Below are 25,684 nucleotides of genomic sequence, written 5' to 3' on the forward strand. Positions count from 1 at the left end.
GCTGCGGGTCTTATGCCCATTTGCCACGCTCTGTTGCTTTATTACATCAACTTGCGGCGGCGTGTCACCTCGATTCCGAGTTCCGTGATCTTTTTACGCAAGGTATTGCGGTTGATGCCCAGCAAATCAGCACATTTAGCTTGATTTCCCCCGGTCGCATCCAATGCAATCTCGATCAAAGGCAGCTCGATTTCGCGTAAGATACGCTGATAGACGCCCGCAGGCGGCAAGGCACCGCCGTGCAGATCAAAATAGCGCTGAAGGTGGCGGGCGACCGCGTCTGTCAGGCGCTCATCTGTGTGATCTAGCGGCTGGATCGCGCTTGCGCTCCGTGCACCTCCTCGCGCACCTCCTCGCGCGCCCAAGGCAACATCGACCTCGGCGGTGTTGATTTCGTCTTCGCCCCCCGTGACCACCAGCCGCGTCACGATGTTTTCAAGTTCACGCACGTTACCCGGCCAGGGATAAGCGCGCAGCCTTTCGGTCGCTTCGGCGGAAAAACGCCGCTCTGCAAGACCATCACGCGCGGCGCGGGCCAGAAAATGCTGGGCCAAGGCCGGGATGTCCTCAAGCCGCTCACGCAAGCTGGGGACAGGAATCATCACGCCGGCAAGACGGTAATAGAGGTCATCTCGAAACCGGCCCTGCGCCGAGGCTTTGGCCAAATCCCCTTGCGAGATCGCCAAAACGCGCGGTCCCCCTTGCCCAAGATGATCCAGAAGCCGCGACAGGCGGGCCTGCGCTTCGGCGTCCAGATCGCCAACACCATCAAACAGGATCGTGCCCGATCCGGCACGGCGGGCAACCTCGTTGACGCCATCGGACGGGATCAGGTCATCGGGCGTGGCCACGACAAACGGTGCCTCGCGCCGGTCCGAGAAATCGTGCAAGGCCTGCGCAATCAGCGATTTCCCCGTGCCGCTTTCCCCGGTGATCAACACCGGCAGATCGACGTTCAAAACCCGCGCGACGAGCCGATACAGATCCTGCATTGCAGGTGTGCGCCCTACCAAGGGCAGCTCGGTCGCGACATCCGCGCGCTTGGCTGTTTCGGTGTCGGGGCTGCGTGCCTTGACGCGCTTGCGGTCCAGCGCCTGTGCTGTGCGTTTCATCAGGTCAGGCAGATCGAAAGGTTTGGGCAGATAGTCGAACGCCTCGGCTTCGGCGGCCTGAATGGCGGTCATGATGGTGTTTTGCGCCGAGATGACAATCACCGGAAGGTTCGGGCGCAGCTTTGCGATCCGCGGTAAGGCCTCTAGCCCGTTCCCGTCCGGCATCACCACGTCCGAGATCACCGCATCCCCGCGCCCATCCTCAACCCAGCGCATCAGGGTCGCCATTGACCCTGTCGCATGCACCCGACACCCCGCGCGGGTCAGCGCCTGCGTCAAAACCGTGCGGATCGTGCGGTCATCATCTGCAACAAGGACAGTTCCATCCATGTTCAGTCTCCTTTGCGGTGAAGGGCCGGGGCGATCGGCAATGAAATGCGAAACGCGGTGCGCCCCGGCCGGCTGTCAACGGCGATCAGCGCGTCATGGTCCGACAGGATCTTGGACACCAGTGCCAAGCCCAGCCCGGTGCCGTTTTCACGCCCCGACACGAACGGGTCAAACACCTGATCGGCGATATCGGCAGGCAACCCCGGCCCGTTGTCGATGATCTCGACCTGAAGGGGCAAACTGGCCAAGCCGCCATCGGGAAGGTGCAGTTTCAACCCGGCCTCGTAGAACGTGTGAAGTTCAATTTTTCCTGCACCAGAGCAGGCTTGCGCGGCGTTCTTCAACAAGTTCAGGAACACCTGTTGCAACTGATCGCCATCCACCCAGACATCGGGCAAGGACGGATCATATCGTTCCAGAATGTCCATCCCCGGCGCAAACCCGACCTGAGCGGTGGCGCGTGCGCGGTCCAGAATGTCGTGGATATTCACGGCGGTGCGGGCTGGGGGGCGAAGGTCTCCGAATTGCTCGACCTGATCCAGCAACGCGACCACCCGGCGGCTTTCCGCGACGATCAAGTCTGTCATCTCTTGATCCTCTGCCGACAGGGTCATCGACAAAAGCTGCGCGGCACCGGTGATCCCGGCCAGCGGGTTCTTGATCTCGTGCGCCAGCATCTCGGCCATGCCGATGGCCTGACGGGCCGCCGCTTTCGACCCCTGCACAAGGCCAAGATGTTCGGCGCCATGGCGTGGTTGAAACAAGATCACCACGTGGTCGTCGCGCCCGTCCGTGGTGGCCAGAGGGGCTATTTGCAAGTTGACTTCGCGCACCATGCCAGAGGGAAGCGTCAACTTGGCCCCGTCCACATAATATGGCCCTTTCGAGTTGCGCACCCGGTCCTGCGCGCCCTCGATATCTATTGAAAGGGTCAGCTTCGTTGACAGCTTCGCCCCGCGAAAACTGCGCTCCGAGCTGTTCAAAAACGCCTCGCCCGCGCCGTTCAGGCGGACCACCAGCCCTGCCCCGTCCAACTCGATCGCCGGGACGGGCAGCGCCGCCCATAGTGATGCGTCGCTGATCATGCCGCCCGCCGCTCTGTCACAATGGCATCGGGCAACATGGCGCATACCTCTATGGGGTTTCGGTTGGACAGCACACGGCGGCGCAGCTCCGCGTCGGTGCCCGCCTGATCCATATACCAGCCCAGATGCTTTCGTATGACGCGCGCGCCAAGCTCAGGTCCGTAAAACTCAAGACTGGCGCGGTAGTGGTCTTCGACAAGCCGGGCCAGTGCCGCGCCTTGCGGGATCATGGGGGCGCCTGTGCCATAGATATCATGAGCGACCTGTGCCAGGAGCCACGGTTGCCCGCCTGCCCCACGCCCGATCATCACGCCATCTGCGCCGCTGTCTGCCAGCGCTTGCCGGGCGGTCTGCGTGTCCACAATGTCGCCATTGGCAATGACCGGGATCGAGACGGCGTCCTTGACCGGACGGATCGCCGCCCAATTGGCGCGGCCTTTGTAGAACTGACAGCGGGTGCGGCCGTGGATGGTGATCATCTGAATGCCCGCCGCTTCGGCGCGCTGGGCAAGCTCGGCGGCGTTCAGGCTGTCATCGTCCCATCCCAGCCGGGTTTTCAGCGTGACCGGGAGCGACACCGCGGCCACGATTGCCTCGACCAGCTTCAGCGCATGATCCAGATCGCGCATCAGGGCTGATCCAGACATGCCGCCCACGACCTTACGGGCGGGGCAGCCCATGTTGATGTCGATGACCCTCGCGCCGTTCTGTTCGACCATCCGTGCAGCCTCGCCCGCCCAATAGACATCGCGCGCGGCCAGTTGCACGGCGGTGTTTGCGTGGCCAAAGCCAAGCTCGGCCCGTTCGCGCACACCCGGTTTGGCCTGCACCATTTCCTGGCTGGCAACCATTTCCGACACCACAAGTCCCGCGCCGAAGCTGCTGACAATGTTGCGAAAGGGAAGATCCGTGATCCCGGCCATTGGGGCCAGAATAACCGGAGGGTCGAGCGTTACATCTTTGACGCGGACTGACATGCCTAATCCTTGTGCAGTGGGTCCAACCTGCCCGATACCCCTGCGAAATATCAACTTTCGGTGCGATGTGCGAGCCGTCATTTCACAAACCGCCCATTTTTTGTGCAGTTTTTCGCACCCAAACCGCCCCATTGTCCTTCATTTCAGCACAGCCTAAACAAGAGCCATGGATATCGCAGCGATCATCGTTGCCGCAGGGCGCGGCACCCGTGCGGGCGGGCAGCGCCCCAAACAGTGGCAAACCGTGGCCGGTGCATCGGTCGCAGCCCACAGCGTGGCCGCATTCCGCGATCACCCGCGTGTCACGCGTTGCGTGTTGGTCATCCACCCAGAGGATCACGGTGACGCGCAGCAGATCGACGGCATCCAAACCGTGATCGGGGGCGCCACCCGCGACGCAAGTGTGCGGGCTGGACTGGAGGCGTTGCAAGCCAACCCGCCCGATCTTGTGTTGATCCACGATGTGGCCCGGCCCTTGGTCTCTGCCAAGGTGATCGAGGCGGTGATTGACGCTTTGTCATCCGCGCAAGGGGCCGCGCCTGCAATCCCCGTAACCGACGCGTTGTGGCGCGGTGATGAAGGGGTGGTAACAGGCACGCAATCGCGCGACGGGCTTTATCGGGCGCAGACCCCGCAAGGTTTCCGCTATGCCCCTATCCTAGCCGCTCACCGTGCCCATAACGGCGGCGCGGCGGATGACGTTGAGGTTGCGCGCAAGGCCGGGCTGGACGTAGCCATCACGATGGGCGATGAGGCGAATATAAAGATCACCACGCCGGACGATTTCGCGCGTGCAGACAAGTTGATCCGCGACAGAGCAAAGGAACAGGCCATGGATATTCGTGTGGGCAACGGGTTTGACGTGCATGCGTTTGAAGATGGCGACCACGTCATCCTGTGCGGTGTGCGCATCCCGCATGGTCGCAAGCTGAAGGGTCATTCCGACGCCGATGTAGGGATGCATGCCCTGACCGATGCGATCTATGGCGCGCTGGCGGAAGGCGACATTGGCCAGCACTTCCCGCCCTCGGACCCGCAGTGGAAAGGGGCTGAGAGCGATATTTTCCTGCGCCATGCGGTCAATCTGGCCAAATCGCGCGGCTATCGGTTGTCGAACGTGGACGTGACGCTGATCTGCGAACACCCCAAGATCGGGCCTCATGCGGTCGCCATGCGCGAGGCCTTGGCGGGTATCATGGGCATGGATGTGGACCGGGTGTCGGTGAAAGCCACGACCTCCGAACGGTTGGGCTTCACCGGGCGGTCCGAAGGCATCGCCTCGCTGGCCTCGGCCACTTTGATCAAGGACTAAGCCATGCAGAAATCCACCGCCAAGCTGATCGCAACCTTCTTCTATGCGGGGCTTTTGAAGCCCGCCCCCGGCACATGGGGCACGCTGGCCGCCCTGCCCGTCGCGTGGCTGCTACACATGATTGGCGGGCCAATTGCCCTGACTGGTGCGACCATCGTCGCCTATTATGTCGGCCTGAAGGCGACCGAGGCGTATACGGCAGGTTCCGACAATCACGACCCCGGCGAGGTGGTAATTGACGAGGTCGTCGGCATGTGGATCACCCTGTTTCCCGTGTCCTTCGGGGCCAAGATGATGGGCGCGGAAATACTGGCGCTCTATCCCGGGTGGGTCATCGGCTTTCTGGCCTTCCGGTTCTTCGACATCACCAAGCTTGGTCCCATCGGCACAGCCGACCGGCGCGGCGATGCGACGGGGGTCATGATGGATGATGTCTATGCTGGCGTAGCAGCGGCGATCACGGTGATCGTTGCGGCCTACGGTGTTCATGCGTTTATGATGTGACCTATGTCCGACACGTTAGAAATTGCTGATCTTCTCGACCTGTGCCGCAGCAAGGGCCTCAAGATCGCTGCAGCGGAAAGCTGCACGGGCGGCATGGTGGGCGCTTGGCTGACGGACGTGGCGGGCAGCTCGGACGTCTTTGACCGGGGCTTCATCACCTATTCCAACGCCGCCAAACGCGACATGTTAGGGGTCAGCCCAGCCACGCTTGACGCGCACGGGGCTGTATCGGAACAGGTCGCGCGCGAAATGGCGCTGGGCGCGTTGTCCAGATCGCAGGCAGACCTTGCGGTGTCGATCACCGGCATCGCTGGCCCCGGCGGGTCCGAGCACAAGCCCGAGGGGCGTGTGTGCTTCGGCTTGGCGACGCGAGACGCCTGCCAGACCGAGACCGTCGAATTCGGCGCGCTGGGCCGTGCCAAGGTCCGCCACGCCGCTGCGAAACACGCGGTTAAACTTCTGGCGCAAGCTGCCCTGTCCTTAGGGAAAGCCTGAAACGCAGATCCGGATTGCGCCCATATCTGCGCCATACACCCCAAAAAACCGCCTAATATTTAAGCGCGCGTCGTTTTGTGCCTGCCGCATGGGCGTAAATCCCCGTGCGCCTGTCCCCTCCTCCTGCGCATTGCGCCACAAAACGCAGCATCACCAACTCTTTGAAGGAGCATCCCATGAACGGGGCAGACACCGCCTGGATCATCGTCGCCACAGCCCTTGTGCTTTTCATGTCGCTGCCGGGGCTCGCGCTTTTTTATGGCGGGCTTGTGCGTGCGCGCAATGTGCTGAGCGTCTTTATGCATGTCTATGCCATTGCCTGTTTGATGAGCGTGCTGTGGCTCGCCTTGGGCTACACCATTGCCTTCGGGGATGTGACACACGGCTGGTTTGGCAGTCTGGACAAAGCCTTCCTGTCCGGCGTCACTGCCGACAGTCTGTCAGGCACCCTGCCCGAGGTCTTGTTCTTCACCTTCCAGCTGACCTTTGCGATCATTACGCCCGCTCTGATCGTTGGGGCCTATGTGGAACGGGTCGGCTTTGGTTTCGTGATGACCTTCTCGGGCCTGTGGATGCTGCTTTGCTATGCACCGGTCGTGCACTGGATCTGGGGCGGCGGCGCATTGGCGGATGGCGGCATTTTCGGAGCCATCGGCACCCGCGACTTTGCCGGTGGTATCGTCGTGCATGAAACCGCAGCCATCGCGGCGCTGTTGATCGCCATCTTTCTTGGACCGCGCAAACACCGCACCACGCCGCCACATGCGCCTTGGATGGTGTTCATGGGCGCAGGCATGTTGTGGGTCGGCTGGTTTGGCTTCAACGGAGGGTCGCAATTGGCGGCTGACGGGGGCGCCGCGATGGCGATCACCGTCACCCATATCTCGGCCGCCACAGCGTCGCTGTCATGGGCTGTGTATGAACGGATCAAATACGGCAAAGCCAGCCTCGTGGGTATCGTGACCGGCACCATCGCGGGGTTGGCCTCGATCACTCCTGCGTCTGGCTTTGTCGGTCCGGTCGAGGCGTTGATCATCGGGGCGATTGCAGGTGTTTTGTGTCAGGAAGCGGTCAACTTCATCCGCAACACACTGAAAATCGACGACACGCTGGACGTGTTCGCGGTGCACGGTGTTGGCGGCATCTTTGGCACAATTATGATCGCGGTCTTCGGTCAGGGCAGTTGGATTTCCCAATTAGGCGCCCTGATCATCGTCGGCGCATTCACAGCTGTCGCCACGGTCGCCTTGATCAAACTGGTTGGGCTTGTCTTCCCCCTGCGCGTCGATCTGGAGACAGAGGCCAACGGGCTGGACCTGTCAGCGCATGGCGAACGGGCCTATGACATCATGTCCTGACCTTCCATAGGACCAGAAGAGGAGAAGGCGGGGCTGGTCCTCGCCTTCTGTCTGCCTGTGAACCTGCCAGATCACGCCGCCCGCAACAAACCCGTCAGGACTGGCAAATCCGGTCCGGCCCGGATGGCGTTGAACACCTGATCGGACTGCGCCCCCAGCAAGGCGCGCGACTTTGCCACAATCTTGGCCTGACGCTGCGCAAGTGACATGGGCGCATTCAGGTTGTGGTCGCGCGTGAATAGCGCCCCGGTGGTCGAGGTCAGTTCGACCAATGCCGCCGTTTCAGGCAAATTGTCATCGGCTGATACATGCACCCGCGCGGCCAGACGGATCAGGTCAGGATCCTGCGCAATCGCGTCGCTGAAGCTGTCGAGCGCCGCCGTATTCACACCCGACAGGGCCATCGCCGCCAGATGGGCATAGGAAAATTTGACCTCAAGCCCTGTTGCAGGGTGGGGAATGTTACACACGCTCAGCCAGCGCGGATGGGTCCAAAGCTGAAGCTCGGCCACCTCGTCTGCGGGGCAATTTAGCCCGGCCAGCGCCTCTAGCATCGCGTGGGTGCCGTGGCAGCAGGCATGAAACTTGTGGCTGATCGTCAGGATGTCCCATGTCACGCCCAGACCGTCAAAGGCCTGTCGGTTATCTTCGCCGGCATGGGTTGGACCAAAGCCCTGCGGCCCGTCAATGCCTTCTGGCGTCGAGGTAAACCCCGCCTTTGCGGCGCGCACGACCTCGACCCCGGTTTGGGCGGCAAGACCCGCGTGATAGGGTTTACCCATCGTGCCGAACTGGCTTTTCAATCCGGACGCGCGTGTGGCGCACAGTCCAAGCGCATGGCTCATCTGAGCGGCGGTCAGCCCTGCCAACCGCCCTGCGGCCACGCAAGCCCCAAAGGCGCCCGCTGTGGCGGTTTGATGAAAGCCGGTTTCGTAATGGGTCCGCCCCAGCCAGCGCCCGACCCTGATCGACGCCTCGACCCCGATCAGGGCGGCATCCAGCATGTGCGCGCCAGACGCCCCGGTGGTCTCGGCCATAGCAATCGCCGCGGGAAGCACGGCAACCGAAGGATGCCCGATATGGGCAAAATGCGTGTCGTCATAGTCCAGCGCATGCGACACCGTGCCATTCACCAGCGCCGCCGCCGCCGCGGGCAGTGTTTGGGGGCAACCGATCACGCTGGCCTGCGCCGCACCGCCGCTTTCCACCGCCAGATCACGCAGGATTTGCGACACCGGTTCCCGGCTGCCAGCCACCCCGACGCTGACCCAATCCAACAGCGACAACGCCATCATGCGCCGCGCTTCGCTGGCAGACGCCCTATCAATCGGCGCTAAACCGAACTGCACCAGATCGTTTGAAACGCCTCCCATGTTCCCCCTCTTACCAGCGCCCAATGGGCCCGTCGCTTGCGCGTCCCTTGAAAGCACGCTCATTGCCCCCCATAAGACTAAGCAGAATGCAAAAAGGCAAATGGGATCATCATGGATAGTGGCTTTTGGCTCAGTTGCGCGGCAATTACGGCTTTGCTTGTGCTGTCAGCCTTCTTCTCGGGGTCGGAAACCGCCCTGACGGCGGCATCGCGTGGCAAGATGAGGTCGCGCGCCGATCGCGGGGACCGGGGCGCCGAACGCGCGTTGGAAATCACCGAAGACAACGAGCGTCTGATCGGGTCCGTTCTGCTGGGCAACAACCTGGTGAACATTCTGGCTGCTTCACTGGCCACCGCCCTGTTTACCCGCCTGTTCGGAGACAGCGGCGTGGCGCTGGCGACGCTTGTGATGACCTTGTTGGTCCTGATCTTCGCCGAAGTGCTGCCCAAGACCTATGCCATCACCCGGCCCGAGGACGCGGCCGCAAAAGCCTCGGCGCCCATTCGGCTGGTCATCTTGGTCTTTGCGCCCGTCGTTTCTGCGGTGCGTGTCATCACCCGCGGGTTGCTGAGCCTTTTCGGTGTGAAAACCGACCCCGACAGCCACATTCTGGCCGTTCGCGAAGAAATCATCGGCGCCATCGCCCTGGGCCATTCCGAAGGAGCGGTCGAGAAGGAAGACCGCGACCGGTTGCTGGGCGCGCTGGATCTTGGCGACCGGGTGGTCGAGGAAATCATGCTTCACCGCAGCCAGATCGAAATGATCGACGCCTCGGCCCCGGCGCTTGAAATCCTCGAACAGATCCTTGCCTCGCGCCACACGCGCCTGCCTGTGTTTCGCGACGAGCCCGAAAACATCATCGGTGTGATCCACGCAAAGGACCTGAGCCGCGCGATGTATATGGCGCAGGCCGAGGGTAAACCGATCGAGGAATTCGACGTTCTGCAAGTGGCCATGAAGCCCTATTTCATCCCCGAAACCACGACGCTGGACGACCAGATGCGTCAGTTTTTGCGCCGCCACACGCATTTTGCGCTTGTGGTGGACGAATACGGTTCGCTTGAAGGTCTGATCACGCTGGAAGACATTCTGGAAGAGATCGTGGGCGAAATCACCGATGAATTCGACGTGCAGAGCGAGCTTGAGATCAAACGTGTTGCGGACGGCAATTATGTGGTCGATGGCGGCGTGACGATCCGCGATATCAACCGTGCCATTGACTGGAACCTGCCTGATGACGAGGCCAACACCATCGCAGGGCTGGTGATCCACGAAGCGCAGATGATCCCCTTCGAAGGACAGGTCTTTTCGTTCCACGGCTTCCGTTTCGAGGTCTTGAAACGCGAAGGAAACCGGGTTGCGCGACTGAAGATACGCCCGTTGTAGCGCGTCCATATGTCCTTCAGTTCTCGCTTGAACCGGCGGGGCTGATCGCGCCATGCTGCATTCAACCAACATCAATCGGAGCTACAGATGACCCGAAACACGATCTTTCCCCTCTGCCTCGCCTCCGCGTTCAGCGGCTTGCTGGCGCTCGCACCCCCCGTATCGGCGCAAAGCGACGCCGATAGCGCTTTGATTCAGGCGCTGTCAGGCAAATCTTTCGTAGGCAAGACCGGTATGGCCATCACGCTGGAAGCTGACGGGACGATCAGCGGCGGCAACGACGCGTTTCAATTTGGCGGCACCTGGACGGTCGAGGACGGACAATATTGCCGCACCCTGACCGAACCCACGCCCGAGCCGATGCGCTCTAGCGGGTGTCTGGACATTGTGATCGACGGTGAACAGGCGACCCTGACCAGCGCGGATGGCACCATACGCACCTATACGTTGCGCTAAATTTCAAGACACCACCGGTTGGCAAAGGGTCGCTAGCGACCCTTGAACAGCGATCCCAGGATGCCGCGCACGATGCGCTTTCCGGTGGTGCCCTTCAGCTCTTTCATGACCACATCTGCGACCGCGCCGCCAAACCCGCCGGATGATTTGCGCGACGACGAACGCCCCACTTTGGTGCCGGAATAGCGGCGTCCGGCGCGGTATTCGCGTTCGGCGACACTTTTGGCTTCTTCTTCCTTGCGTTCAGCCTCTTCCGCTTCGCGCGCTGCATCAGCCGCGCGTTTGGTCAACACCTCATAGGCGCTTTCACGATCTTTCAGCGTCTCGTATTTTCCTGCGATGGGTGAGGCATCAATCAACGCCTTGCGTTCCGCCACATCAATCGGCCCAAGCTGAGAGCTGGGCGGGCGGATCAGCGTCCGTTCGACCACACCCGGCGCGCCCTTGCGTTCCAGAAACGAGGTAACGGCCTCGCCCACCCCAACTTCGCGGATCGCATCCTCGGTCGAAAACCGCGGATTGTCGCGATAGGTTTCGGCGGCCTGCCTGAGCTCTTTTCTGTCCTTGGCGGTGAACGCCCGCAGGGCATGCTGGATGCGATTGCCAAGCTGACCAAGGATGTCTTCGGGCACATCAGCAGGGTTTTGGGTGATGAAATAGACGCCAACCCCTTTGGATCGGATCAGGCGGGCGACCTGTTCGACCTTATCGACCAGTGCCTTGGGGGCGTCATCGAACAACAGATGCGCCTCGTCAAAGAAGAACACAAGCTTGGGTTTGTCCGGGTCACCGACCTCGGGCAATTCTTCAAACAGCTCAGACAGCAACCACAAAAGGAAGGTCGCATATAGGCGCGGCGCACCCATAAGCTTGTCGGCCGCCAGGATCGAGATACGCCCCCGCCCGTCACGATCGGTGCGCATGATGTCGGACAGCTCCAACGCCGGTTCGCCAAACAGCTTTTCCCCGCCTTGGTTTTCCAACACCAACAGCGCGCGCTGGATGGCCCCGACGGACGAGGTGGACACGTTGCCATAGCGCAGCGACATCTCTTTGGCGTTTTCCCCGACCCAGACCAGAAGCGCCTGAAGATCCTTCAGATCCAACAGCGGCAAGCCTTGTTCGTCAGCAACGCGGAAGGCGATGTTCAGCACACCTTCCTGCGCATCAGTCAGCTCCAGCAATCTGGCCAGCAATAGCGGCCCCATTTCGGACACCGTGGTGCGGACCGGGTGGCCCTGATCGCCGTAGAGATCCCAGAAGGTGACGGGAAACGCGCCATAAGCGTAATCCGTGAACCCGATTTTGGTGGCCCGATCGGTGAAGGCTTTGTGCAGTTTGAACCCTTCCGTCCCGGCTTTTGCGAGGCCAGACAGATCGCCTTTGACATCCGACAGGAACACAGGCACGCCCGCAGATGCGAAGCTTTCGGCCATGATCTGCAGGGTCACGGTCTTGCCGGTGCCGGTTGCGCCGGCGACCAGCCCGTGGCGGTTGGCATATTTCATCAACAGCCCCTGCTTAACGCCATAGTCTTCGCCACCACCACCAATGAAAATCGCACCGTCCATCTGATTGCCTCCCAGGGCCTGAAAAATCTCTTGGTTGAAACAATACTTAATTAACCATTTTGCACCAGAGTGGAATCATTCCCGAATACCTGACGTTTTGGGAATGACTTCCTCCCTGTCAGACTGACCTCGCCTTCGGGCGGGGTCTTTTTTCTTAACACTGACAAGTATTTGCACCTTAAAGGCGATCTTGACCGCTGAATGTGCCGTTCTCGGCCGGTCCATCCAAATTTGCGCGAAAAAGGCTCTTGACCGGTTTTGGCAAGTGACATAGCGTCACACCCAATAAGCCGGTCAGTCCGGCAGGGAGAGAATATTGAAAAGGGTCCGCTGGTCGGGCCCTTTTCTCATTTACAGTCAAGCGACCTTCCCCAGAGACCCAGGCAAGCTTACCAAGACCCGAATGGCGTCTGGTCGGCAAGGACTTGCCAAATCCCGGCGCGCGAACGGACTTCAAGCACAGAACTCGGGTTTTTGCACCTGACACCTTCAAACAGCCATGGTATCCAACCCGGCAACGAGACCTGAAGACAAAGCAAGGATCCACTATGAAGGCTGAGCTGATGAAAACACTGCCGCTGGCAGTTCTTCTGGCATTGGGCACCCCTGCCCTTGCACAAGACACAACCGCAGATACGAACGCTGACGCACCTGTCGCCGAGGCGCCCGCCGCCGACCAGCCGGCACAGGCAGACGCGCCCCAGCAACCCGCAGTCGATATGGGTGAAGCGGTCGATGGCACACGCCAGCCCGGCCAGACCTATGTCGAAGATGTGGTCGGGGACTGGGAACGCAAATGTATCACCTTGCCAGAAGGCCAAGGCGATGATCCGTGCCAGATGTATCAGTTGCTGAAAGATGAAACCGGCAACCCGGTGGCCGAGATTTCGCTGGGCAAACTGCCCGCCGGGTCGCAGGCCGTGGCAGGTGCCACTGTCGTGGTGCCTCTTGAAACCCTGCTGACGCAGCAGTTGACCATCGCTGTTGATGGTGGTCAGGGCAAACGCTATCCCTTCCGCTTCTGTTCGCAGCCCGGCTGTGTTGCCAATATCGGCTTCACCGCAGACGAGATTGCAGGCTTCAAGAAAGGGGCCAAGGCGACGGTTTCGATCGTGCCCGCCGCTGCGCCGGATCAGAAAGTGAACCTGACGATGTCGTTGTCCGGGTTTACCGGTGCCTTTGACGCGCTGATCGTGCCCGCGGGTCCAAAGCCCGCGCAGTAGCACGCTGACCAAGCTGAAAACAAAACGCCGCCCGGGATGGGGCGGCGTTTTTCGTTTGTCCTTGGGTTGGATCAGGCGGCGCGCAATGCCAAAACCGCGTTCAGCCCACCAAAGGCAAAGGCGTTTGATAACACGGCATCGACCTTCGCCGAGCGGGCAACATTCGGCACAACATCCAACGCACATTCCGGGTCGGGTTCCTCGTACCCAATCGTCGGCGCAATCACACCGTCGCGCAGCGCCATGATACAGGCCAGCAGTTCCACCGCACCCGTCCCCCCAATCAAATGCCCATGCATCGACTTGGTTGACGAAATCATCAGGTCATCCGCATGGTGCCCGAACGCGTCCGCGACGGCGGCGCATTCCGTTTTGTCATTCGCCGCAGTGCCGGTGCCGTGGGCGTTGATATAGCAAATGTCTTCGGGGTTGAGCCGCGCATCCTGCATCGCGCCCGAGATCGCACGGGACGCGCCTTGTTTTGACGGCATGACGATATCGGCCGCGTCCGAGGTCATGGCAAACCCCACCACTTCGGCCAGGATTTCAGCGCCGCGCGCACGGGCGCGCTCGTATTCCTCGAAGACAAACACCGCAGCCCCTTCGCCCTGCACCATCCCGTTGCGGTTGGCTGAAAACGGGCGGCAGGCGTCTTTGGACATCACCCGCAGCCCCTCCCAAGCCTTGATCCCGCCGAAACACAGCATGGCTTCGGATCCACCGGTGATCATCACATCAGCCATCCCGCTGCGGATCATCAGCATCGCCTGCCCCATCGCATGATTGGAGCTGGCACAGGCAGTCGCCACGGTGAAGCTGGGCCCTTTCAGGTTCCATTCCATCGACACGTGGCTGGCGGCTGCGTTGTTCATCAGTTTGGGCACCACGAAGGGATGAACGCGGTTCTTTCCATCCTCGTAGACCGACCGATAGTTTTCATCCAGTGTGTTCATGCCCCCACCCGAGGTGCCCAGCACGACGCCCGCGCGCGCCGCCAGATCGCCAGAAAAGCTTAGCCCGGATTGCCCGATCGCTTCGCGGGCGGCCAAAAGGGTGAACTGGGTGAACCGGTCATACAGCGAGATCTGTTGGCGGTTGAACCACGCCTCGGCCTCGTAATCCTTGATCTGTGCCCCGATGCGGATCGACAGGCGTTCGACGTCCTGAAACTCCAGATCGGTGATCGCGCAGCGGCCTTCGCGCATGGCCTCAAGCGTGTCGGCTACATTGCGGCCGAGCGCGTTGATGGTGCCCTGCCCGGTGATGACGACGCGTCGCATCTGACCTGTCACGCGCAGGCGGTCCGCTGATCGGCAACCAACCCTTCGACCGCGGCGATGATTGCCGCGACGGACGATATGTCGAAGTCACCAGAAGCGGGATCATTGGCATTGAACGGCACCGAGACATCGAAGGCCTCTTCTATGGCGAAGATGCTTTCGACCACCCCAAGACTGTCAATTCCCAGATCGTCGAGTGTCTGTTCAGGGTGCACATCGCCCGGTTCCAGAACCGCCTGTTCGGCGATGATGGCAATGACGCGATCCTTGATGCTGTCCGACATGGTGTTCCCTTTCGCGTTGCGAGGCGTTCTAGTCCTTGTCGACGAGTTTTGAAACAGTTTTCTGAAGCTCGCGCAATGTCTCGGCAAGGCGCGGAAGACGGCGCAATTCGCGCCGAATGGCCATCTCGGTTTCGATTTTCACGGCGGGGCTTCCCAGCACGGCACGGCCTGCAGGGACGTTGGTATAGATGTTGGTTCCACCACCTGCGATCACGTCATCGCCGATGAAGATATTGTCACTGACGCCAACCTTGCCGCCCAGCACCACCCGGTCGCCAATCCGCGCCGACCCCGACACGCCGACATTGCCGCACATCATCACGTCTTCGCCGACCTCGGCATTATGACCAACCTGCACCTGACAATCGATCTTGGTGCCGCGCCCGATGCGGGTGTCACGGATTGTGCCCCGGTCGATGGTCGAGCTTGCGCCAAGTTCCACGTCGTCGCCAATCGTCACACCGCCCAAAGAATGCACGCGCGCCCAATGCGCACTGCCTTGCACCGACGCGCGCTGGTCACCTTCGGCCATGCCGCTGCGCAGGCTTTCCACAGCGCTTTCCTTGTCCAGTGTCACGAACGAAAACCCGTCGCCGCCCACCACAGCGTTGGATTGCGCCACGAACCGCGCACCAATGGTGCACAGATGCGCGATGCGCGCGCCCGGATGCAACACGACGTCGTCGCCGATCACCGTGCCGTAGCCAATCGACACATGTGCGCCAACCTGCGCGCGCGTGCCAAGCGTTACGCCAGCGCCGATCACGGCCAATGGGCCAATTGCGACACCCTCCCCCAGCACGGCTGTTTCATCAACAACGGCTGAAGGGTGGATGCCCGGCGCGATCCCCAGACCGGGATCCAACGCACGGGTCAAAAGCGGCATCGCCGCTTTGCCTCGGTTCAGGCAAATCGCGCCCTCAAGACCAAGCGCGCGCCAGTCCGCGCCATCCCACAAAAGGGCCGCACGGGCCGCGCCTTTGATGATACCGTCGGCATATTTCGGGTTCATCGCCAGCGCCAACTGATCAGCACGCGCGTCCGCAGGTTCCGCGGCACCCGACAGCACGATGTCTCCGTTTCCCAGCACGTCCGTGCCAAGCGATGTGGCGATTTCTGAAAGGGTGAACTGCATGATGCCTCCTTGCAGGGTGCCGGGGCCGCCCCGGCAACGCTGATCAGAGATTTAACCGCCAACGGCGCCAAGCGCCACCCCGGCTTTTTCCAATCCGGCCCAAACTTTGGCATCCCGCCCGTAAACGTCGCGACGATAATTCATGCGCCCTTTGGCCGGGGCAACCGCGGTGCGATAGACCAAGTGCACCGGCACAGGCGTTTGCAACGTGATCGGGGTTTCCACTCGGCTGTTCAGGGCCTTTTTGAAGGTGCCTTCGGGGTCGCTGGTCTGTTTGGCCAGAAGCGCATAGGCGAAATCGAACGGATCGCTCAGCCGGATGCAGCCATGGCTAAAGGCGCGCACTTCACGCGCAAACAGGCTTTTGGAAGGCGTATCGTGCAAATAGATGTTGTGCTTGTTGGGAAACATGAACTTCACCAGCCCCAGCGCGTTCCGGCTGGACGGCGGTTGCTTGATCGCAAACGGAAAGGACTTCGCCGAAAAGGCATTGAAGTTCACCGCTGACCGGTTCACCACGCGTCCCCGGCTGTCGATCAACTTCAGGTGGCTGACCGCATTTGGATTGCGCTTCAGCATCGGCAGATACTCTTTCGTCGCGATCGAACGCGGCACGTTCCAGGTCGGGTTGACCACCATGAATTCCATCACGTCCGAAAACTCGGGGCTGCGGCGGTCAGGCTGGTTTTTCCCGACGACCGAGCGCGTGGCAAATGTGACCCGCCCATTGTCGATGATCTGCGCGCTGAAATCGGTCAGGTTAACCCAGATGTGACGCTCGCCGCGCGCGATGTTGGTCCAGCGCTCCCGCTCCATCGCCACGACGACCGATGCCAGCCGGCGTTGCAGTGGCGTGTTGATCTCGACCATCGTGCCGGCACCGGCGACACCATCAGGGGTCAGACCGTGATCTTGTTGAAACAGCTGAACCGCCGTCTGGATCGAAGCATCATAGCTTTGGCTGGCCGACCGATTAAGATACCCCATACGGATCAATCGGTTGCGCAACTCCACCACAGCCGCACCGATTTGCCCAGGTTTCAGCGACTTTGCCGACACGGGCGTGCCCCAGCCACCTTTTGCCAAAAGCGCTTCAAGACGCAGCTTTTCTTTCATCAAACGGGCATATTCGGGCGATTTCGGCGGCATGGCCTTTAGAAAACCACTTGGGTTTGATTTGGCGAACCCAGCAAGAAGGCTCGTGCCGCTTTTGCGTGGCACAGATCGAACGATGCCGCTGTCAATCCGGGCCGGGACCAGAACGCCGCTGTTGATGTCTTGCGCATACGCAACGAACAGCTTTGACATCTCGACTTCAATGCGGCCAAGCGCGCGCAGGCTTTTCACGTTTTTCAGTTGGGTTTTCAACACACTGACATCATAGGTTGGCAAGCCATGATCTTTTGCCGAGGCCAGCGCCTTCAGCAGTGCCGCGCGGCGCGATTTGTCCTGCGCCCCGGTGCCTGTCCACAGGGGTTGATACCCGTTGGAGCGATAGAACGCGGCAATTTCATCGTCACGCGCCGCCGCTTCGGCGACGGCCTGCGCAAAAGCAGACACTTTGTTTTGGGCATGCAGGGGGGACGACGCGAGAGAAGCCCCGACCACGACGATCAAAGCGACCAAGGTGGAAAAGCCAAAAGCACGACGGAAAGACAGCGCGTTCGTAATCATATTTCGTCCAATAGAGATGCAACAGATCTGTAGTCTAGAACATCTCATACTCCCTTAGGGCAAGTCCATTGAGAAAGAGGAAAAATCGAGGGCGATTGTATCCGTCCTGCGCAGCTGCCCGACCTCTGGCGCGTTTCGGCCACGGTTAACCAGAATTTCACTGGTTTCAGCAAAATTCTGCCGATTTTTCTTGAACGCGTTAACCGCCCGAAATCTTTGCTTGGCCCACGATTCGAGTTGTGTAATAACACTCACACGCCTGGGGAGAGGCATATAAACACTCTGAACGCGCGCGGGACGCAGAATCCTGCAGTGATCAGACATCAGGCAAGCGACGGGACACGCTGGAACAATGACTCACGACACCTCAGTCGGATCTAAATCGATTTTGACACGCCGCGGTTTGCTGGGGGCGTTTGCCGCCACAGCCGTGACCGCAACGCCCTTCTATGCAAATGCAGCTGGTTTCCTTCGCGGTGGCGGAGACGTCCGGCGCATCGCAATGCATTCGGGTCGCACCGGCGAAACGATCAACATGATCTACTGGATCGAAGGCAAGTATATCAAAGACGCCTTGAAAGAGGTCAATCACTTCATGCGCGACTGGCGCACGGATCAAGCCATCAAGATCGACACCCGCACAATCGACATCATGGCCGCAGCCCACGGGCTGATGGACGTGCGCGAACCCTACCTGATGCTTTCGGGCTATCGGTCGCCAAAGACCAACGCCATGCTTCGCTCTCGATCACGCGGGGTTGCAAAGAATTCGCTTCATATGAAGGGTCAGGCCGCTGATCTGCGGTTGAGCTCTCGTTCGGTCAACCAGATGTTCAAAGCGGCGGTCGCCTGCAACGGCGGTGGGGTCGGAAAATACTCCGGGTCCAACTTTGTGCATATGGATTGCGGTGTGATCCGTAGCTGGGGGCGCTAGACCGTAGCCCCACCGGTATATCACCAGAACATCCGTCAAGGCCCCCTGTCAGGTGGGCCTTTTCTTTTGGGACGCAGACACGCACGGCCGTCCCGAAAGACCCGGCGGCTTGCGCAGACCACCCGCGCGCGACTGGGTGCGGCACCTGACAAGCAGCGAATTCCCTTCCAGGGCCAAATGCTCATGAAAAAAGGCGTGCGGTGTTGCCACGGCACGCCTTTAGACTGTCCATCAGCTGTCAGCCCTGCTTGGGCATCAAACGCTCAGGCTCGTTGGTTTCCAGATAGGCTTCCTGCTCGGCCGTCAGGTCGATGCATTCATAGCCGGTTACCATCGGGCGCACGTGTTCCTTGAACCCATGCCCGACCGTCAAAAGGTAGACGTGGATCACAACGAAGGCCGCGATCACATAGGCGGCAAGCAAGTGCACGTTCGCAATGACAAACAGCGCAAATGTCGACCCTTCGTCCCCGGCCCAGAAATTATAGGTCAGATAAAGCAGCCCTGATCCCCAAATTGCGGGGAACACGACCACTTTCAGGCCGAAATACGTGAGCGCCTGAAGCGGGTTATGCTTGCGCCAGAAGACCTTGCGATACGGAGGTTCTTCGCCCCGGAACACGCCGTAGGCATAGAAGCGCGCCATCTTGAACAGCCCTTCGATCTGCGGCACGAACTGCTTCCAGGTTCCGGTTGTGAACAACCAGAACGTGGCGAAGATCCAGACCGCCAGCAGGACAAGCGCCGCGATTGTGTGAAGCATCACCGCCGGGCCGAAAGGCAGCACCGAATGCATCCCGTTCAGACCAAAGCCGGTAAACAGCAAGATCATGATCATGATCATTTGCGTCCAGTGCCAAAGGCGCTCGAAGCGTGGATAAACCTTGACGATACGTCTAGCCATGATCTGTGCCTCCTTTGCGACCACCGAAGATACGCAGGATGATGTGAAGCCCAACGCCCAGAAGGGTCAGCGCCACCAGCGCCATCCCCAACAGTCCGACAGGTGAACGCGGATTGGTGCCGGGCATGTAAACGCCCGCAAGCCCGTCCAGCCGACCGTCTTCAGCATGGCACGCCGCGCAGTCCAAGGCGTCCTTTGCTGGCGCGACCATGTGGGTGATTGGCCAATACATATGGGTGTCCACAAAATCGAACTGACCCGAATACTCCTGTCCGGCGGCTTTCATGCCAGCCTCAATCGCCTTGGGCCAGTCGTAGTTGGTCCAGAACGCGGTGTCAGTCGTGGGCCCCCACACCTGGGAATAGGCCAGCTTATTGGACACGGTGTCATAGGCTTGGCGTCCCTCCATCTGTTTGAAGGGCCAGATGCGACTGTCTTTGCTGCCCGGCGCGCCATTGATCCGGTTGACCGCGACCGTATTTGTCGGGTCGATCGGTTCCCCGGTCGCGTATTCGACATGACCGTTGAACCAAGCATAGTGTGGAACGACATCCTCGCCCCATTTGAAATCACCCTTGGTGGACAGGTAGGTGTGAAGCTCTTTTCCGTCCGACTGGACATAGTTCGCTTCGTGCATCGGCTTGCCGTCAGCACCCATCTTGCCTGCGGTCGACCAATCCCAGAAGGTTTTTGTCGCGACACCGCCACGGGCAAACTCCGGGATGTGACACGACTGACAGGCCACCTTGTCGACGTGATCGTTCAGCTTCACGCCTTTGATGTTGAGCGGGTGCGGATCGTTCGAGTGACAGCTTTCGCAGGTCGCCGCGGTGCGCACGGACCCCGGCTTGCCGATGCCGACCATATCCTTGGCCACCGTATCATACCGCGACCCGGCCCAGTTGTGCTTGTCTTCCACGTGGCAATTCGAGCAGGTGAAGTTCAAACCGTCGGGCGACATGTGGACATCGACCTCTTTCGGGGGCGCATAAAGCGCCGAGCTGAGATCGCCGTGCTTCACGTTGTCACCGCCCCCGCCGTAGAAGTGGCAGTTGCCGCAATTGTCGCGCCCCGGCATCCCGACCGATTGAGCGGCCTTCGCGAGATCAACAGGCCACGCCAAGGCCCCTGTTATCGTCTTCGTGCCCGCCTTCACAGGCTCAAGCGGCGGATGACCCGCCCCAGTGGCTGTCTTGGTATACTGACCAGAGCGGTCGTGACACACCAGACAGTCTGCCGTCACCCCGGCCTGTTCAGGTGTCTTGGACATGTCATCCCAGCCATAGCCAGCGTGACACGACGTGCAGCGCGGCTCGTTGCCCGCGACGTTACCACAGAACGCGTTGATAACCTTGGATTTCCCCAAGGTTTGTCCGCTGTCGCTTTCATAGGTCCAGTCAAAATGGATCGAGTGCATGATCTGGTCATCAGCCTCGGTGTGGCAGCTGACGCAGGCCTTCGTGACCTCAGGTCCAGAGGCAAACGGCTTTTTCAGGATGTCGAATTTCGAGTGATCCGCCGTCGCTGCCGTCGGAATTGCCGGAGGCGCGGGCGGAGGCGCGGGGGCAGCCGCCTGCGTTTCGGCCCATGCTGATGTGCCAATTCCGGCCAGCATCACAAGTGTCAGGATCGTCGTCACGAGTCTGTTCATGGCTATGCCTTCCTCATCTCCGGTTCGCGCCGCGGAGGATTACATTCTGCTATTCTAATATGTAGCAAGCTTCCGGCGCTTCACCTAATGCCAAAATGCCGCAGTTGACCGGCAGAACGATTGACCCGACGCCCGTGCTTTGGCATCGTCGACCGACCTGATAAGAGGCGCATATGAAACCCTTTTTGATCTTGCAGCTGCGCCCCGAAACGGATGCGTCAGACGACGAATTCCGTGCTTTCTTGTCCAAAGGCGGGCTGGACCCGGATGACGTGCAGCGCATCAGGCTGGATCAAGAGGACATTCCCGCGGATCTGTCGCTTGACGCCTATTCAGGTGTGATCGTCGGCGGTGGGCCGGGCTGCGTCTCTGACGCACCGTACAAGAAATCTGCGCTGGAGGCACGGATCGAAGCCGCCTGCCTGTCCTTAATGCCCCAAATCACGGAGGGCGACGTTCCGTTTTTGGGATGCTGCTATGGGATCGGCATTCTGGGTCATCACCTTTCACCCGGCTCTGTGTCCAAGGAAAACTATGGCGAACCGGTCAGCGCAAGCGCCTGCCATCTGACTGCAGAAGGTGCGAAAGACCCGTTATTGAAAGGTATTCCTGCGGCATTTGAAGCTTTCGTTGGCCACAAGGAAGCCATGCAGGTTCTGCCAGAAGGTTGCACCCATCTGGTCGCCTCTGGCCCCTGCCCGTTTCAGATGATCCGCTTTGGGCAGCACGTCTATGCCACCCAGTTCCACCCAGAGGCCGACGCACATAGTTTTGAAACCCGCATCGGGATTTACAAACATCACGGGTATTTCCCGCCAGAGGAAGCCGAAGCTTTGGTCGACATGGTGCATGCTGCAAACGTGCATGCCCCTGCGCAGATCTTGCGAAACTTCGTAGACCGGTATCGGGCCTAGATCACGGGCTGTAAGCCATTCAGGGTAAAGAGGTGGCGCACCCGAGAGGATTCGAACCTCTGGCCTCTGCCTTCGGAGGGCAGCGCTCTATCCAGCTGAGCTACGGGTGCCAATGACACTTTGTCTGGGCGGGGATATAGGCCATCGCCCTGCGCCTCGCAACACGAAAAGCCACCAAAAGATTGACCCAAAAAGAAAAGGGCCACCCGAAGGCAGCCCTTTTCGAAAACATGTTCGCAGCGATTAACGCTTCGAGAACTGGAAGCTCTTACGGGCTTTGGCTTTACCGTATTTCTTCCGTTCCACCACGCGGCTGTCGCGGGTCAGGAAGCCAGCGGCTTTCAGGGCTCCACGCAAGCTGGGTTCGTAAAGCTGCAGAGCTTTCGAAATCCCGTGCTTCACAGCACCAGCTTGACCGGACAGGCCGCCGCCTTTGACGGTGGCAACCACGTCAAATTCGCCTTCGACACCGGCGATTTGCTCGGGCTGGCGCACGATCAGCTGCAGAACGGGACGTGCGAAGTAGACGCCCATTTCCTTGCCGTTCACGGTGACCTTGCCGGAACCCGGTTTGATCCATACGCGGGCGACTGCGTCTTTACGCTTGCCGGTCGCATAGGAGCGACCCAGATCGTCGCGGACGGGTTCGCGGGGGGCGGCAATCTCGACCACGGCTTCGGTGCCTTCGGCAACTTCGTTCAGGTCTTCGAGTGTTTTGATCTCTTCAGCCATGATCAGCCCTCACGCGTGTTTTTGGAGTTCATGGATTTGACATCCAGCACTTCGGGGCTTTGCGCCTCGTGGGGGTGCTCGGTGCCAGCATAGACGCGCAGATTGGTCATCTGCTGACGGCTCAGCGGACCGCCCGGCAGCATGCGCTGCACGGCTTTGGTCAGCAGACGCTCGGGGTGTTTACCCTCAAGGATCTGACCGGCGGTGCGCGACTTGATGCCGCCCGGATAACCGGTGTGCCAGTAGTGCACTTTGTCGGTGCGCTTCTTGCCGGTCATTTGAACTTTGTCCGCGTTGATCACGATGACATTGTCACCCATGTCCATATGCGGTGTGAACGAGGCTTTGTGCTTGCCACGAAGACGCGTTGCGATAATCGACGCCAGACGGCCCAGAACAACGCCTTCGGCGTCGATCAGGATCCACTTTTTGTCGATATCTGCAGGCGTTGCAGAGAAGGTTTTCATTGTTTCAGCCCTAACTGGGTTTCGGATGGGCTGTTTCTAGAGATTTCGTGCGCGCGGTCAAGCGCTGTCTTTGCCTCAAATTAACGTGTTTTCAAGGGCTTACAAATAAGGTATTATTTTACCCCACGCCAAATCGCCTGAAACAGCTCAATCGCCCCTATTCGGGCTGGCAAATCTCTCCACGCGCGATTGCCTGACCGGTGCGTAGGATCAATCCCGCAACCACAACGACCAGCACCACAAGGATCACCACCCCGGCGGTTTGGTGCCCGCGTGAGCCGTCCAACTGGGAAAACCGGAAAGATGCGATCGACAAGGCCGCCAGCGGAAAGCTCAGCGCCCACCAGCTCAGCGCAAAGGGAAGCTGGGCCAGTCGCGGCACCTGCACAACCACCAGTGCTGCGAAGATATAGCCGGCATTCAACAAGATACGCGCGAACCCGTCCACCTCGCCTGTCATACTGACATAGGCAAGAAACGCGACGGCAGGCGGCGCGATCAGGATCACCATGGTGGGAAACAGCCGCGCCACAATCGGGTCGTGAAAAATCAGCCGGTTCATCACCAGTGTCAGCAACACGATCCAGAAGATCATGCCGCCCGAAAAGAACAGCCACGAGGTTTCAATATAGCCAATCCGCGCGCCCAGAATGGGCACAATGACGTTGCCAACGGCCGGAATGAACCATGCGGGCGTCAGATGCCCAACCTGAAAGCTGCGGTGACTCATCCATCCAGTGATCACCGCAAGGGTCAGAACGCCCTGCCCGGCAACACCGGCCAGCCAGATCCATTCCGCCAGCGTCGCGCCATAGGGATACGTCGCGGTTGCCAGCAGCAAAAGCGAAACGGTGATCGTCGGGAAAAAAGCGAGTTTCACCGGATGGTGCCACTCTTCGGCCACCATCCCCGGATAACGCAGCGCCTTGGCCAGATAGAAAAGCGAGATCACGATCATCACGGTCGCACCGATCAACAACATCAGCGACGAGGCATGTTCCAGCCAACGATAAGCCGGCGCACCGGCATGAAGCGCCAGCGTCAACCCCATCAGCCCCATGACGATGGCAAAGAAGGTGACGGGGAAATGCGCAAGCCGGCTGATTTCTTGCGGTGGGGTGATGGGATCTGGGGAATTGGTCATCTGGTCGGACATGGGGGCCTCGTTATGACATGGTGACGGCGTGTGCCAGCCTCACTCTTGGTGCGTCAATCACCCGAAGCGGTCAAGCCCGTTCAGGTGGAATTGAGTAGGTCAAACTGGCGCGGGCAACCGGGCTGTCATTGCCTTCGGAATGGATCAGCACGTCGCCCACGGCCAGAACGCGACCCAATTTGTGCAGCCGCGCATGGGCCACCAGATCGGTATTGGCGGCGGGCTTGCGCATGAAGTCGATCGAGCAATTGGTGGTCACAGCCAGCGCCTTCGGCCCGATCATCGCAAGGATCGCCAGATAGATCGACACATCTGCCAGCGCGAACATGGTCGGACCTGATACCGTGCCGCCGGGGCGCAGATGTTTGTCGCCAATCCGTGTGCGCACGGTGACCTGCAAAGGGGCCACGTCTGCGATCTCAAAATCAGGCGCAACTTGCGGAAACTCGGCCTCCATGAAGGATTGAAGCTCGTCGCGCGTCATTTTCAACTGCATGGTTTCCCCCCGTGATTTTCCCGCCTATCGTGTGCCAGAACACCAAGCGAGGACAAGATGGCAGACCCAATACTGATCCGAGAGGACGCAGCGTCAGTTGCGCGATTGACCCTGAACAACCCCGGCGCGCTGAATGCGCTGTCGGATGCGATGCTTGCGGCCCTGAAGGCCGAGTTCGAGGCGCTTGCGCAAGACAGCTCGATCCGCGCTGTCGTGATTGCGGGCGCGGGCAAGGTTTTCTGCGCCGGTCACGACCTGAAAGAAATGACCACCGGGCGGCAGGCCGAAGATGGCGGGGCGGCCTATTTCAAAGACCTGTTCGATCGCTGCGCCGAGGTCATGTGCATGATCCCCCGCCTGCCCCAACCGGTGATCGCCGAGGCCCACGGGATCGCCACCGCCGCAGGCTGCCAGCTTCTGGCGACCTGTGACATGGCCGTCGCCGCCGAAGGCACGCGGTTTGGGGTGAATGGCGTCAATATCGGGCTGTTTTGCTCGACGCCGATGGTGGCGCTGACCCGAAACGTGCCGCGCAAGGTCGCGTTTGAAATGCTGACCACCGGCGAGTTCATCGACGCCCCCCGCGCGCGTGAAATCGGGCTGGTCAATCGCGTCGTCCTGCACGATCAGTTGCGGGCGGCGACAGATGAGCTTGCTCAGACCGTAGCCTCGAAACTCGGGGCGGCGGTCAAGATCGGCAAGGCGAGCTTTTACGATCAGGCCGATATGTCGCTTGAGGCTGCCTATGCCTTCGCCGGTGCCGCCATGGTCGAGAACATGATGCTGCGCGACACCGAAGAAGGCATCAGCGCCTTCATAGAGAAACGCAAACCGGACTGGGATCAGTCCCAGTAATCCCTGGACCACGAGGTCGC

The 25,684-nt window shown here is 60.2% G+C and carries 25 protein-coding genes and 1 tRNA gene; 10 read left to right on the forward strand and 16 right to left on the reverse strand.

All coding sequences use genetic code 11. The features are described 5' to 3' along the window. Positions 1-41: 41 nt before the first annotated feature. From ACXYMP_RS13455 to dusB, 3 genes are read right to left on the reverse strand one after another with little or no spacing between them, the layout of a single operon-like run. The gene (locus ACXYMP_RS13455; protein ID WP_458906928.1) at positions 42-1,442 is read right to left on the reverse strand and encodes a response regulator; all 1,401 of its coding nucleotides are present in this window, start codon (positions 1,440-1,442) and stop codon (positions 42-44) included. Between the two features lie 2 nt (positions 1,443-1,444). Then, a complete protein-coding gene (locus ACXYMP_RS13460; RefSeq protein WP_458906930.1) occupies positions 1,445-2,527 on the reverse strand; it encodes a two-component system sensor histidine kinase NtrB in 1,083 nt (360 codons plus the stop codon). Next, positions 2,524-3,504 carry a tRNA dihydrouridine synthase DusB gene (gene dusB / locus ACXYMP_RS13465; protein WP_458906931.1) on the reverse strand — a complete coding sequence of 327 codons (981 nt, stop codon included), beginning with the start codon at positions 3,502-3,504 and terminating at the stop codon, positions 2,524-2,526. Before dusB ends, ACXYMP_RS13460 begins: the two co-directional genes overlap by 4 nt. Before the next feature lie 166 nt (positions 3,505-3,670). Here dusB and ACXYMP_RS13470 point away from each other — a divergent pair, with 166 nt between their 5' ends. The 4 genes from ACXYMP_RS13470 to ACXYMP_RS13485 all read left to right on the forward strand — a co-directional run bounded on the left by ACXYMP_RS13470 (position 3,671) and on the right by ACXYMP_RS13485 (position 7,173). Next, entirely contained in the window at positions 3,671-4,816 is a 1,146-nt protein-coding gene (locus tag ACXYMP_RS13470; RefSeq protein WP_458906933.1) for a bifunctional 2-C-methyl-D-erythritol 4-phosphate cytidylyltransferase/2-C-methyl-D-erythritol 2,4-cyclodiphosphate synthase, read from the forward strand. A gap of 3 nt (positions 4,817-4,819) precedes the next feature. Then, the gene (locus ACXYMP_RS13475; RefSeq protein WP_298566704.1) at positions 4,820-5,320 is read left to right on the forward strand and encodes a phosphatidylglycerophosphatase A family protein; all 501 of its coding nucleotides are present in this window, start codon (positions 4,820-4,822) and stop codon (positions 5,318-5,320) included. 3 nt (positions 5,321-5,323) lie between these two features. Beyond that, positions 5,324-5,815 carry a CinA family protein gene (locus tag ACXYMP_RS13480; RefSeq protein WP_458906936.1) on the forward strand — a complete coding sequence of 164 codons (492 nt, stop codon included), beginning with the start codon at positions 5,324-5,326 and terminating at the stop codon, positions 5,813-5,815. Between the two features lie 176 nt (positions 5,816-5,991). Beyond that, on the forward strand, positions 5,992-7,173 hold the full coding sequence (locus tag ACXYMP_RS13485; protein ID WP_458906937.1) for an ammonium transporter: 1,182 nt from the start codon (positions 5,992-5,994) through the stop codon (positions 7,171-7,173). Between the two features lie 71 nt (positions 7,174-7,244). Here ACXYMP_RS13485 and ACXYMP_RS13490 read toward each other — a convergent pair whose 3' ends face one another. Then, the gene (locus tag ACXYMP_RS13490; RefSeq protein WP_458906939.1) at positions 7,245-8,546 is read right to left on the reverse strand and encodes an MmgE/PrpD family protein; all 1,302 of its coding nucleotides are present in this window, start codon (positions 8,544-8,546) and stop codon (positions 7,245-7,247) included. A 111-nt stretch (positions 8,547-8,657) separates the two neighbouring features. On the opposite strand from ACXYMP_RS13490, the gene ACXYMP_RS13495 reads away from it, so the two are divergent. Continuing rightward, positions 8,658-9,932, forward strand: a complete 1,275-nt coding sequence (locus ACXYMP_RS13495; protein WP_298566699.1) for an HlyC/CorC family transporter — start codon at positions 8,658-8,660, stop codon at positions 9,930-9,932. An 87-nt stretch (positions 9,933-10,019) separates the two neighbouring features. Continuing rightward, positions 10,020-10,388 (forward strand): hypothetical protein, encoded by a 369-nt coding sequence (locus ACXYMP_RS13500; RefSeq protein ID WP_298566698.1) that lies wholly within the window; start codon positions 10,020-10,022, stop codon positions 10,386-10,388. A 32-nt stretch (positions 10,389-10,420) separates the two neighbouring features. Here ACXYMP_RS13500 and ACXYMP_RS13505 read toward each other — a convergent pair whose 3' ends face one another. Further along, positions 10,421-11,959: a helicase HerA-like domain-containing protein gene (locus ACXYMP_RS13505; RefSeq protein WP_298566697.1), complete on the reverse strand. Its 1,539-nt coding sequence runs from the start codon at positions 11,957-11,959 to the stop codon at positions 10,421-10,423. 548 nt (positions 11,960-12,507) lie between these two features. Here ACXYMP_RS13505 and ACXYMP_RS13510 point away from each other — a divergent pair. Beyond that, positions 12,508-13,182 (forward strand): invasion associated locus B family protein, encoded by a 675-nt coding sequence (locus ACXYMP_RS13510; RefSeq protein ID WP_298566696.1) that lies wholly within the window; start codon positions 12,508-12,510, stop codon positions 13,180-13,182. 71 nt (positions 13,183-13,253) lie between these two features. Here ACXYMP_RS13510 and ACXYMP_RS13515 read toward each other — a convergent pair whose 3' ends face one another. From ACXYMP_RS13515 to ACXYMP_RS13530, 4 genes are read right to left on the reverse strand one after another with little or no spacing between them, the layout of a single operon-like run. Then, a complete protein-coding gene (locus ACXYMP_RS13515) occupies positions 13,254-14,462 on the reverse strand; it encodes a beta-ketoacyl-[acyl-carrier-protein] synthase family protein (RefSeq protein ID WP_298566695.1) in 1,209 nt (402 codons plus the stop codon). Between the two features lie 8 nt (positions 14,463-14,470). After that, a complete protein-coding gene (locus tag ACXYMP_RS13520; RefSeq protein WP_298566694.1) occupies positions 14,471-14,746 on the reverse strand; it encodes an acyl carrier protein in 276 nt (91 codons plus the stop codon). A 28-nt stretch (positions 14,747-14,774) separates the two neighbouring features. Continuing rightward, complete coding sequence (locus ACXYMP_RS13525) at positions 14,775-15,881, reverse strand: UDP-3-O-(3-hydroxymyristoyl)glucosamine N-acyltransferase (RefSeq protein WP_298566693.1); 1,107 nt, start codon at positions 15,879-15,881, stop codon at positions 14,775-14,777. 51 nt (positions 15,882-15,932) lie between these two features. Next, complete coding sequence (locus ACXYMP_RS13530) at positions 15,933-17,555, reverse strand: L,D-transpeptidase family protein (RefSeq protein WP_458906943.1); 1,623 nt, start codon at positions 17,553-17,555, stop codon at positions 15,933-15,935. 352 nt (positions 17,556-17,907) lie between these two features. Here ACXYMP_RS13530 and ACXYMP_RS13535 point away from each other — a divergent pair, with 352 nt between their 5' ends. Continuing rightward, on the forward strand, positions 17,908-18,489 hold the full coding sequence (locus ACXYMP_RS13535) for a YcbK family protein (protein WP_458906945.1): 582 nt from the start codon (positions 17,908-17,910) through the stop codon (positions 18,487-18,489). 238 nt (positions 18,490-18,727) lie between these two features. Here the strand turns inward: ACXYMP_RS13535 and ACXYMP_RS13540 are convergent, their stop codons facing one another. Both ACXYMP_RS13540 and ACXYMP_RS13545 read right to left on the reverse strand, forming a co-directional pair. After that, on the reverse strand, positions 18,728-19,393 hold the full coding sequence (locus ACXYMP_RS13540) for a cytochrome b/b6 domain-containing protein (protein ID WP_298566690.1): 666 nt from the start codon (positions 19,391-19,393) through the stop codon (positions 18,728-18,730). After that, positions 19,386-21,044: a tetrathionate reductase family octaheme c-type cytochrome gene (locus ACXYMP_RS13545; protein WP_458906948.1), complete on the reverse strand. Its 1,659-nt coding sequence runs from the start codon at positions 21,042-21,044 to the stop codon at positions 19,386-19,388. Before ACXYMP_RS13545 ends, ACXYMP_RS13540 begins: the two co-directional genes overlap by 8 nt. A 173-nt stretch (positions 21,045-21,217) precedes the next feature. Between ACXYMP_RS13545 and ACXYMP_RS13550 the strand changes: the two genes are divergently transcribed. Next, positions 21,218-21,958, forward strand: a complete 741-nt coding sequence (locus tag ACXYMP_RS13550) for a glutamine amidotransferase (RefSeq protein ID WP_458906949.1) — start codon at positions 21,218-21,220, stop codon at positions 21,956-21,958. 33 nt (positions 21,959-21,991) lie between these two features. Here ACXYMP_RS13550 and ACXYMP_RS13555 read toward each other — a convergent pair. From ACXYMP_RS13555 to ACXYMP_RS13575, 5 genes are all read right to left on the reverse strand, one after another. Next, positions 21,992-22,068: transfer RNA gene (locus ACXYMP_RS13555), tRNA-Arg, on the reverse strand. Positions 22,069-22,201: 133 nt separating this feature from the next. Next, the gene (gene rpsI, locus ACXYMP_RS13560; protein WP_248362999.1) at positions 22,202-22,690 is read right to left on the reverse strand and encodes a 30S ribosomal protein S9; all 489 of its coding nucleotides are present in this window, start codon (positions 22,688-22,690) and stop codon (positions 22,202-22,204) included. 2 nt (positions 22,691-22,692) lie between these two features. Beyond that, complete coding sequence (rplM, locus tag ACXYMP_RS13565; protein ID WP_298566686.1) at positions 22,693-23,157, reverse strand: 50S ribosomal protein L13; 465 nt, start codon at positions 23,155-23,157, stop codon at positions 22,693-22,695. A gap of 157 nt (positions 23,158-23,314) precedes the next feature. Next, positions 23,315-24,313 (reverse strand): SLAC1 anion channel family protein, encoded by a 999-nt coding sequence (locus ACXYMP_RS13570; RefSeq protein ID WP_298566685.1) that lies wholly within the window; start codon positions 24,311-24,313, stop codon positions 23,315-23,317. A 70-nt stretch (positions 24,314-24,383) separates the two neighbouring features. Then, a complete protein-coding gene (locus ACXYMP_RS13575) occupies positions 24,384-24,809 on the reverse strand; it encodes a PaaI family thioesterase (RefSeq protein WP_248363002.1) in 426 nt (141 codons plus the stop codon). Between the two features lie 57 nt (positions 24,810-24,866). On the opposite strand from ACXYMP_RS13575, the gene ACXYMP_RS13580 reads away from it, so the two are divergent. Further along, the gene (locus tag ACXYMP_RS13580; protein WP_458906953.1) at positions 24,867-25,664 is read left to right on the forward strand and encodes an enoyl-CoA hydratase; all 798 of its coding nucleotides are present in this window, start codon (positions 24,867-24,869) and stop codon (positions 25,662-25,664) included. Positions 25,665-25,684: the final 20 nt, after the last annotated feature.

Source organism: Aliiroseovarius sp. CAU 1755 (assembly GCF_054482655.1).

Bases quoted from the DNA above. Each gene is read 5' to 3' on its own strand.
- ACXYMP_RS13485 (WP_458906937.1), top strand. From the start codon at position 5,992: ATGAACGGGGCAGACACCGCCTGGATCATCGTCGCCACAGCCCTTGTG.
- rplM (WP_298566686.1), bottom strand. From the start codon at position 23,157: ATGAAAACCTTCTCTGCAACGCCTGCAGATATCGACAAAAAGTGGATC.
- ACXYMP_RS13455 (WP_458906928.1), bottom strand. From the start codon at position 1,442: ATGGATGGAACTGTCCTTGTTGCAGATGATGACCGCACGATCCGCACG.
- ACXYMP_RS13500 (WP_298566698.1), top strand. From the start codon at position 10,020: ATGACCCGAAACACGATCTTTCCCCTCTGCCTCGCCTCCGCGTTCAGC.
- ACXYMP_RS13530 (WP_458906943.1), bottom strand. From the start codon at position 17,555: ATGATTACGAACGCGCTGTCTTTCCGTCGTGCTTTTGGCTTTTCCACC.
- ACXYMP_RS13525 (WP_298566693.1), bottom strand. From the start codon at position 15,881: ATGCAGTTCACCCTTTCAGAAATCGCCACATCGCTTGGCACGGACGTG.
- dusB (WP_458906931.1), bottom strand. From the start codon at position 3,504: ATGTCAGTCCGCGTCAAAGATGTAACGCTCGACCCTCCGGTTATTCTG.
- ACXYMP_RS13545 (WP_458906948.1), bottom strand. From the start codon at position 21,044: ATGAACAGACTCGTGACGACGATCCTGACACTTGTGATGCTGGCCGGA.
- ACXYMP_RS13550 (WP_458906949.1), top strand. From the start codon at position 21,218: ATGAAACCCTTTTTGATCTTGCAGCTGCGCCCCGAAACGGATGCGTCA.
- ACXYMP_RS13535 (WP_458906945.1), top strand. From the start codon at position 17,908: ATGACTCACGACACCTCAGTCGGATCTAAATCGATTTTGACACGCCGC.
- ACXYMP_RS13470 (WP_458906933.1), top strand. From the start codon at position 3,671: ATGGATATCGCAGCGATCATCGTTGCCGCAGGGCGCGGCACCCGTGCG.
- ACXYMP_RS13460 (WP_458906930.1), bottom strand. From the start codon at position 2,527: ATGATCAGCGACGCATCACTATGGGCGGCGCTGCCCGTCCCGGCGATC.
- ACXYMP_RS13480 (WP_458906936.1), top strand. From the start codon at position 5,324: ATGTCCGACACGTTAGAAATTGCTGATCTTCTCGACCTGTGCCGCAGC.
- ACXYMP_RS13505 (WP_298566697.1), bottom strand. From the start codon at position 11,959: ATGGACGGTGCGATTTTCATTGGTGGTGGTGGCGAAGACTATGGCGTT.
- ACXYMP_RS13580 (WP_458906953.1), top strand. From the start codon at position 24,867: ATGGCAGACCCAATACTGATCCGAGAGGACGCAGCGTCAGTTGCGCGA.
- ACXYMP_RS13575 (WP_248363002.1), bottom strand. From the start codon at position 24,809: ATGCAGTTGAAAATGACGCGCGACGAGCTTCAATCCTTCATGGAGGCC.
- ACXYMP_RS13510 (WP_298566696.1), top strand. From the start codon at position 12,508: ATGAAGGCTGAGCTGATGAAAACACTGCCGCTGGCAGTTCTTCTGGCA.
- ACXYMP_RS13570 (WP_298566685.1), bottom strand. From the start codon at position 24,313: ATGTCCGACCAGATGACCAATTCCCCAGATCCCATCACCCCACCGCAA.
- ACXYMP_RS13515 (WP_298566695.1), bottom strand. From the start codon at position 14,462: ATGCGACGCGTCGTCATCACCGGGCAGGGCACCATCAACGCGCTCGGC.
- ACXYMP_RS13475 (WP_298566704.1), top strand. From the start codon at position 4,820: ATGCAGAAATCCACCGCCAAGCTGATCGCAACCTTCTTCTATGCGGGG.
- ACXYMP_RS13495 (WP_298566699.1), top strand. From the start codon at position 8,658: ATGGATAGTGGCTTTTGGCTCAGTTGCGCGGCAATTACGGCTTTGCTT.
- ACXYMP_RS13540 (WP_298566690.1), bottom strand. From the start codon at position 19,393: ATGGCTAGACGTATCGTCAAGGTTTATCCACGCTTCGAGCGCCTTTGG.
- ACXYMP_RS13490 (WP_458906939.1), bottom strand. From the start codon at position 8,546: ATGGGAGGCGTTTCAAACGATCTGGTGCAGTTCGGTTTAGCGCCGATT.
- rpsI (WP_248362999.1), bottom strand. From the start codon at position 22,690: ATGGCTGAAGAGATCAAAACACTCGAAGACCTGAACGAAGTTGCCGAA.
- ACXYMP_RS13520 (WP_298566694.1), bottom strand. From the start codon at position 14,746: ATGTCGGACAGCATCAAGGATCGCGTCATTGCCATCATCGCCGAACAG.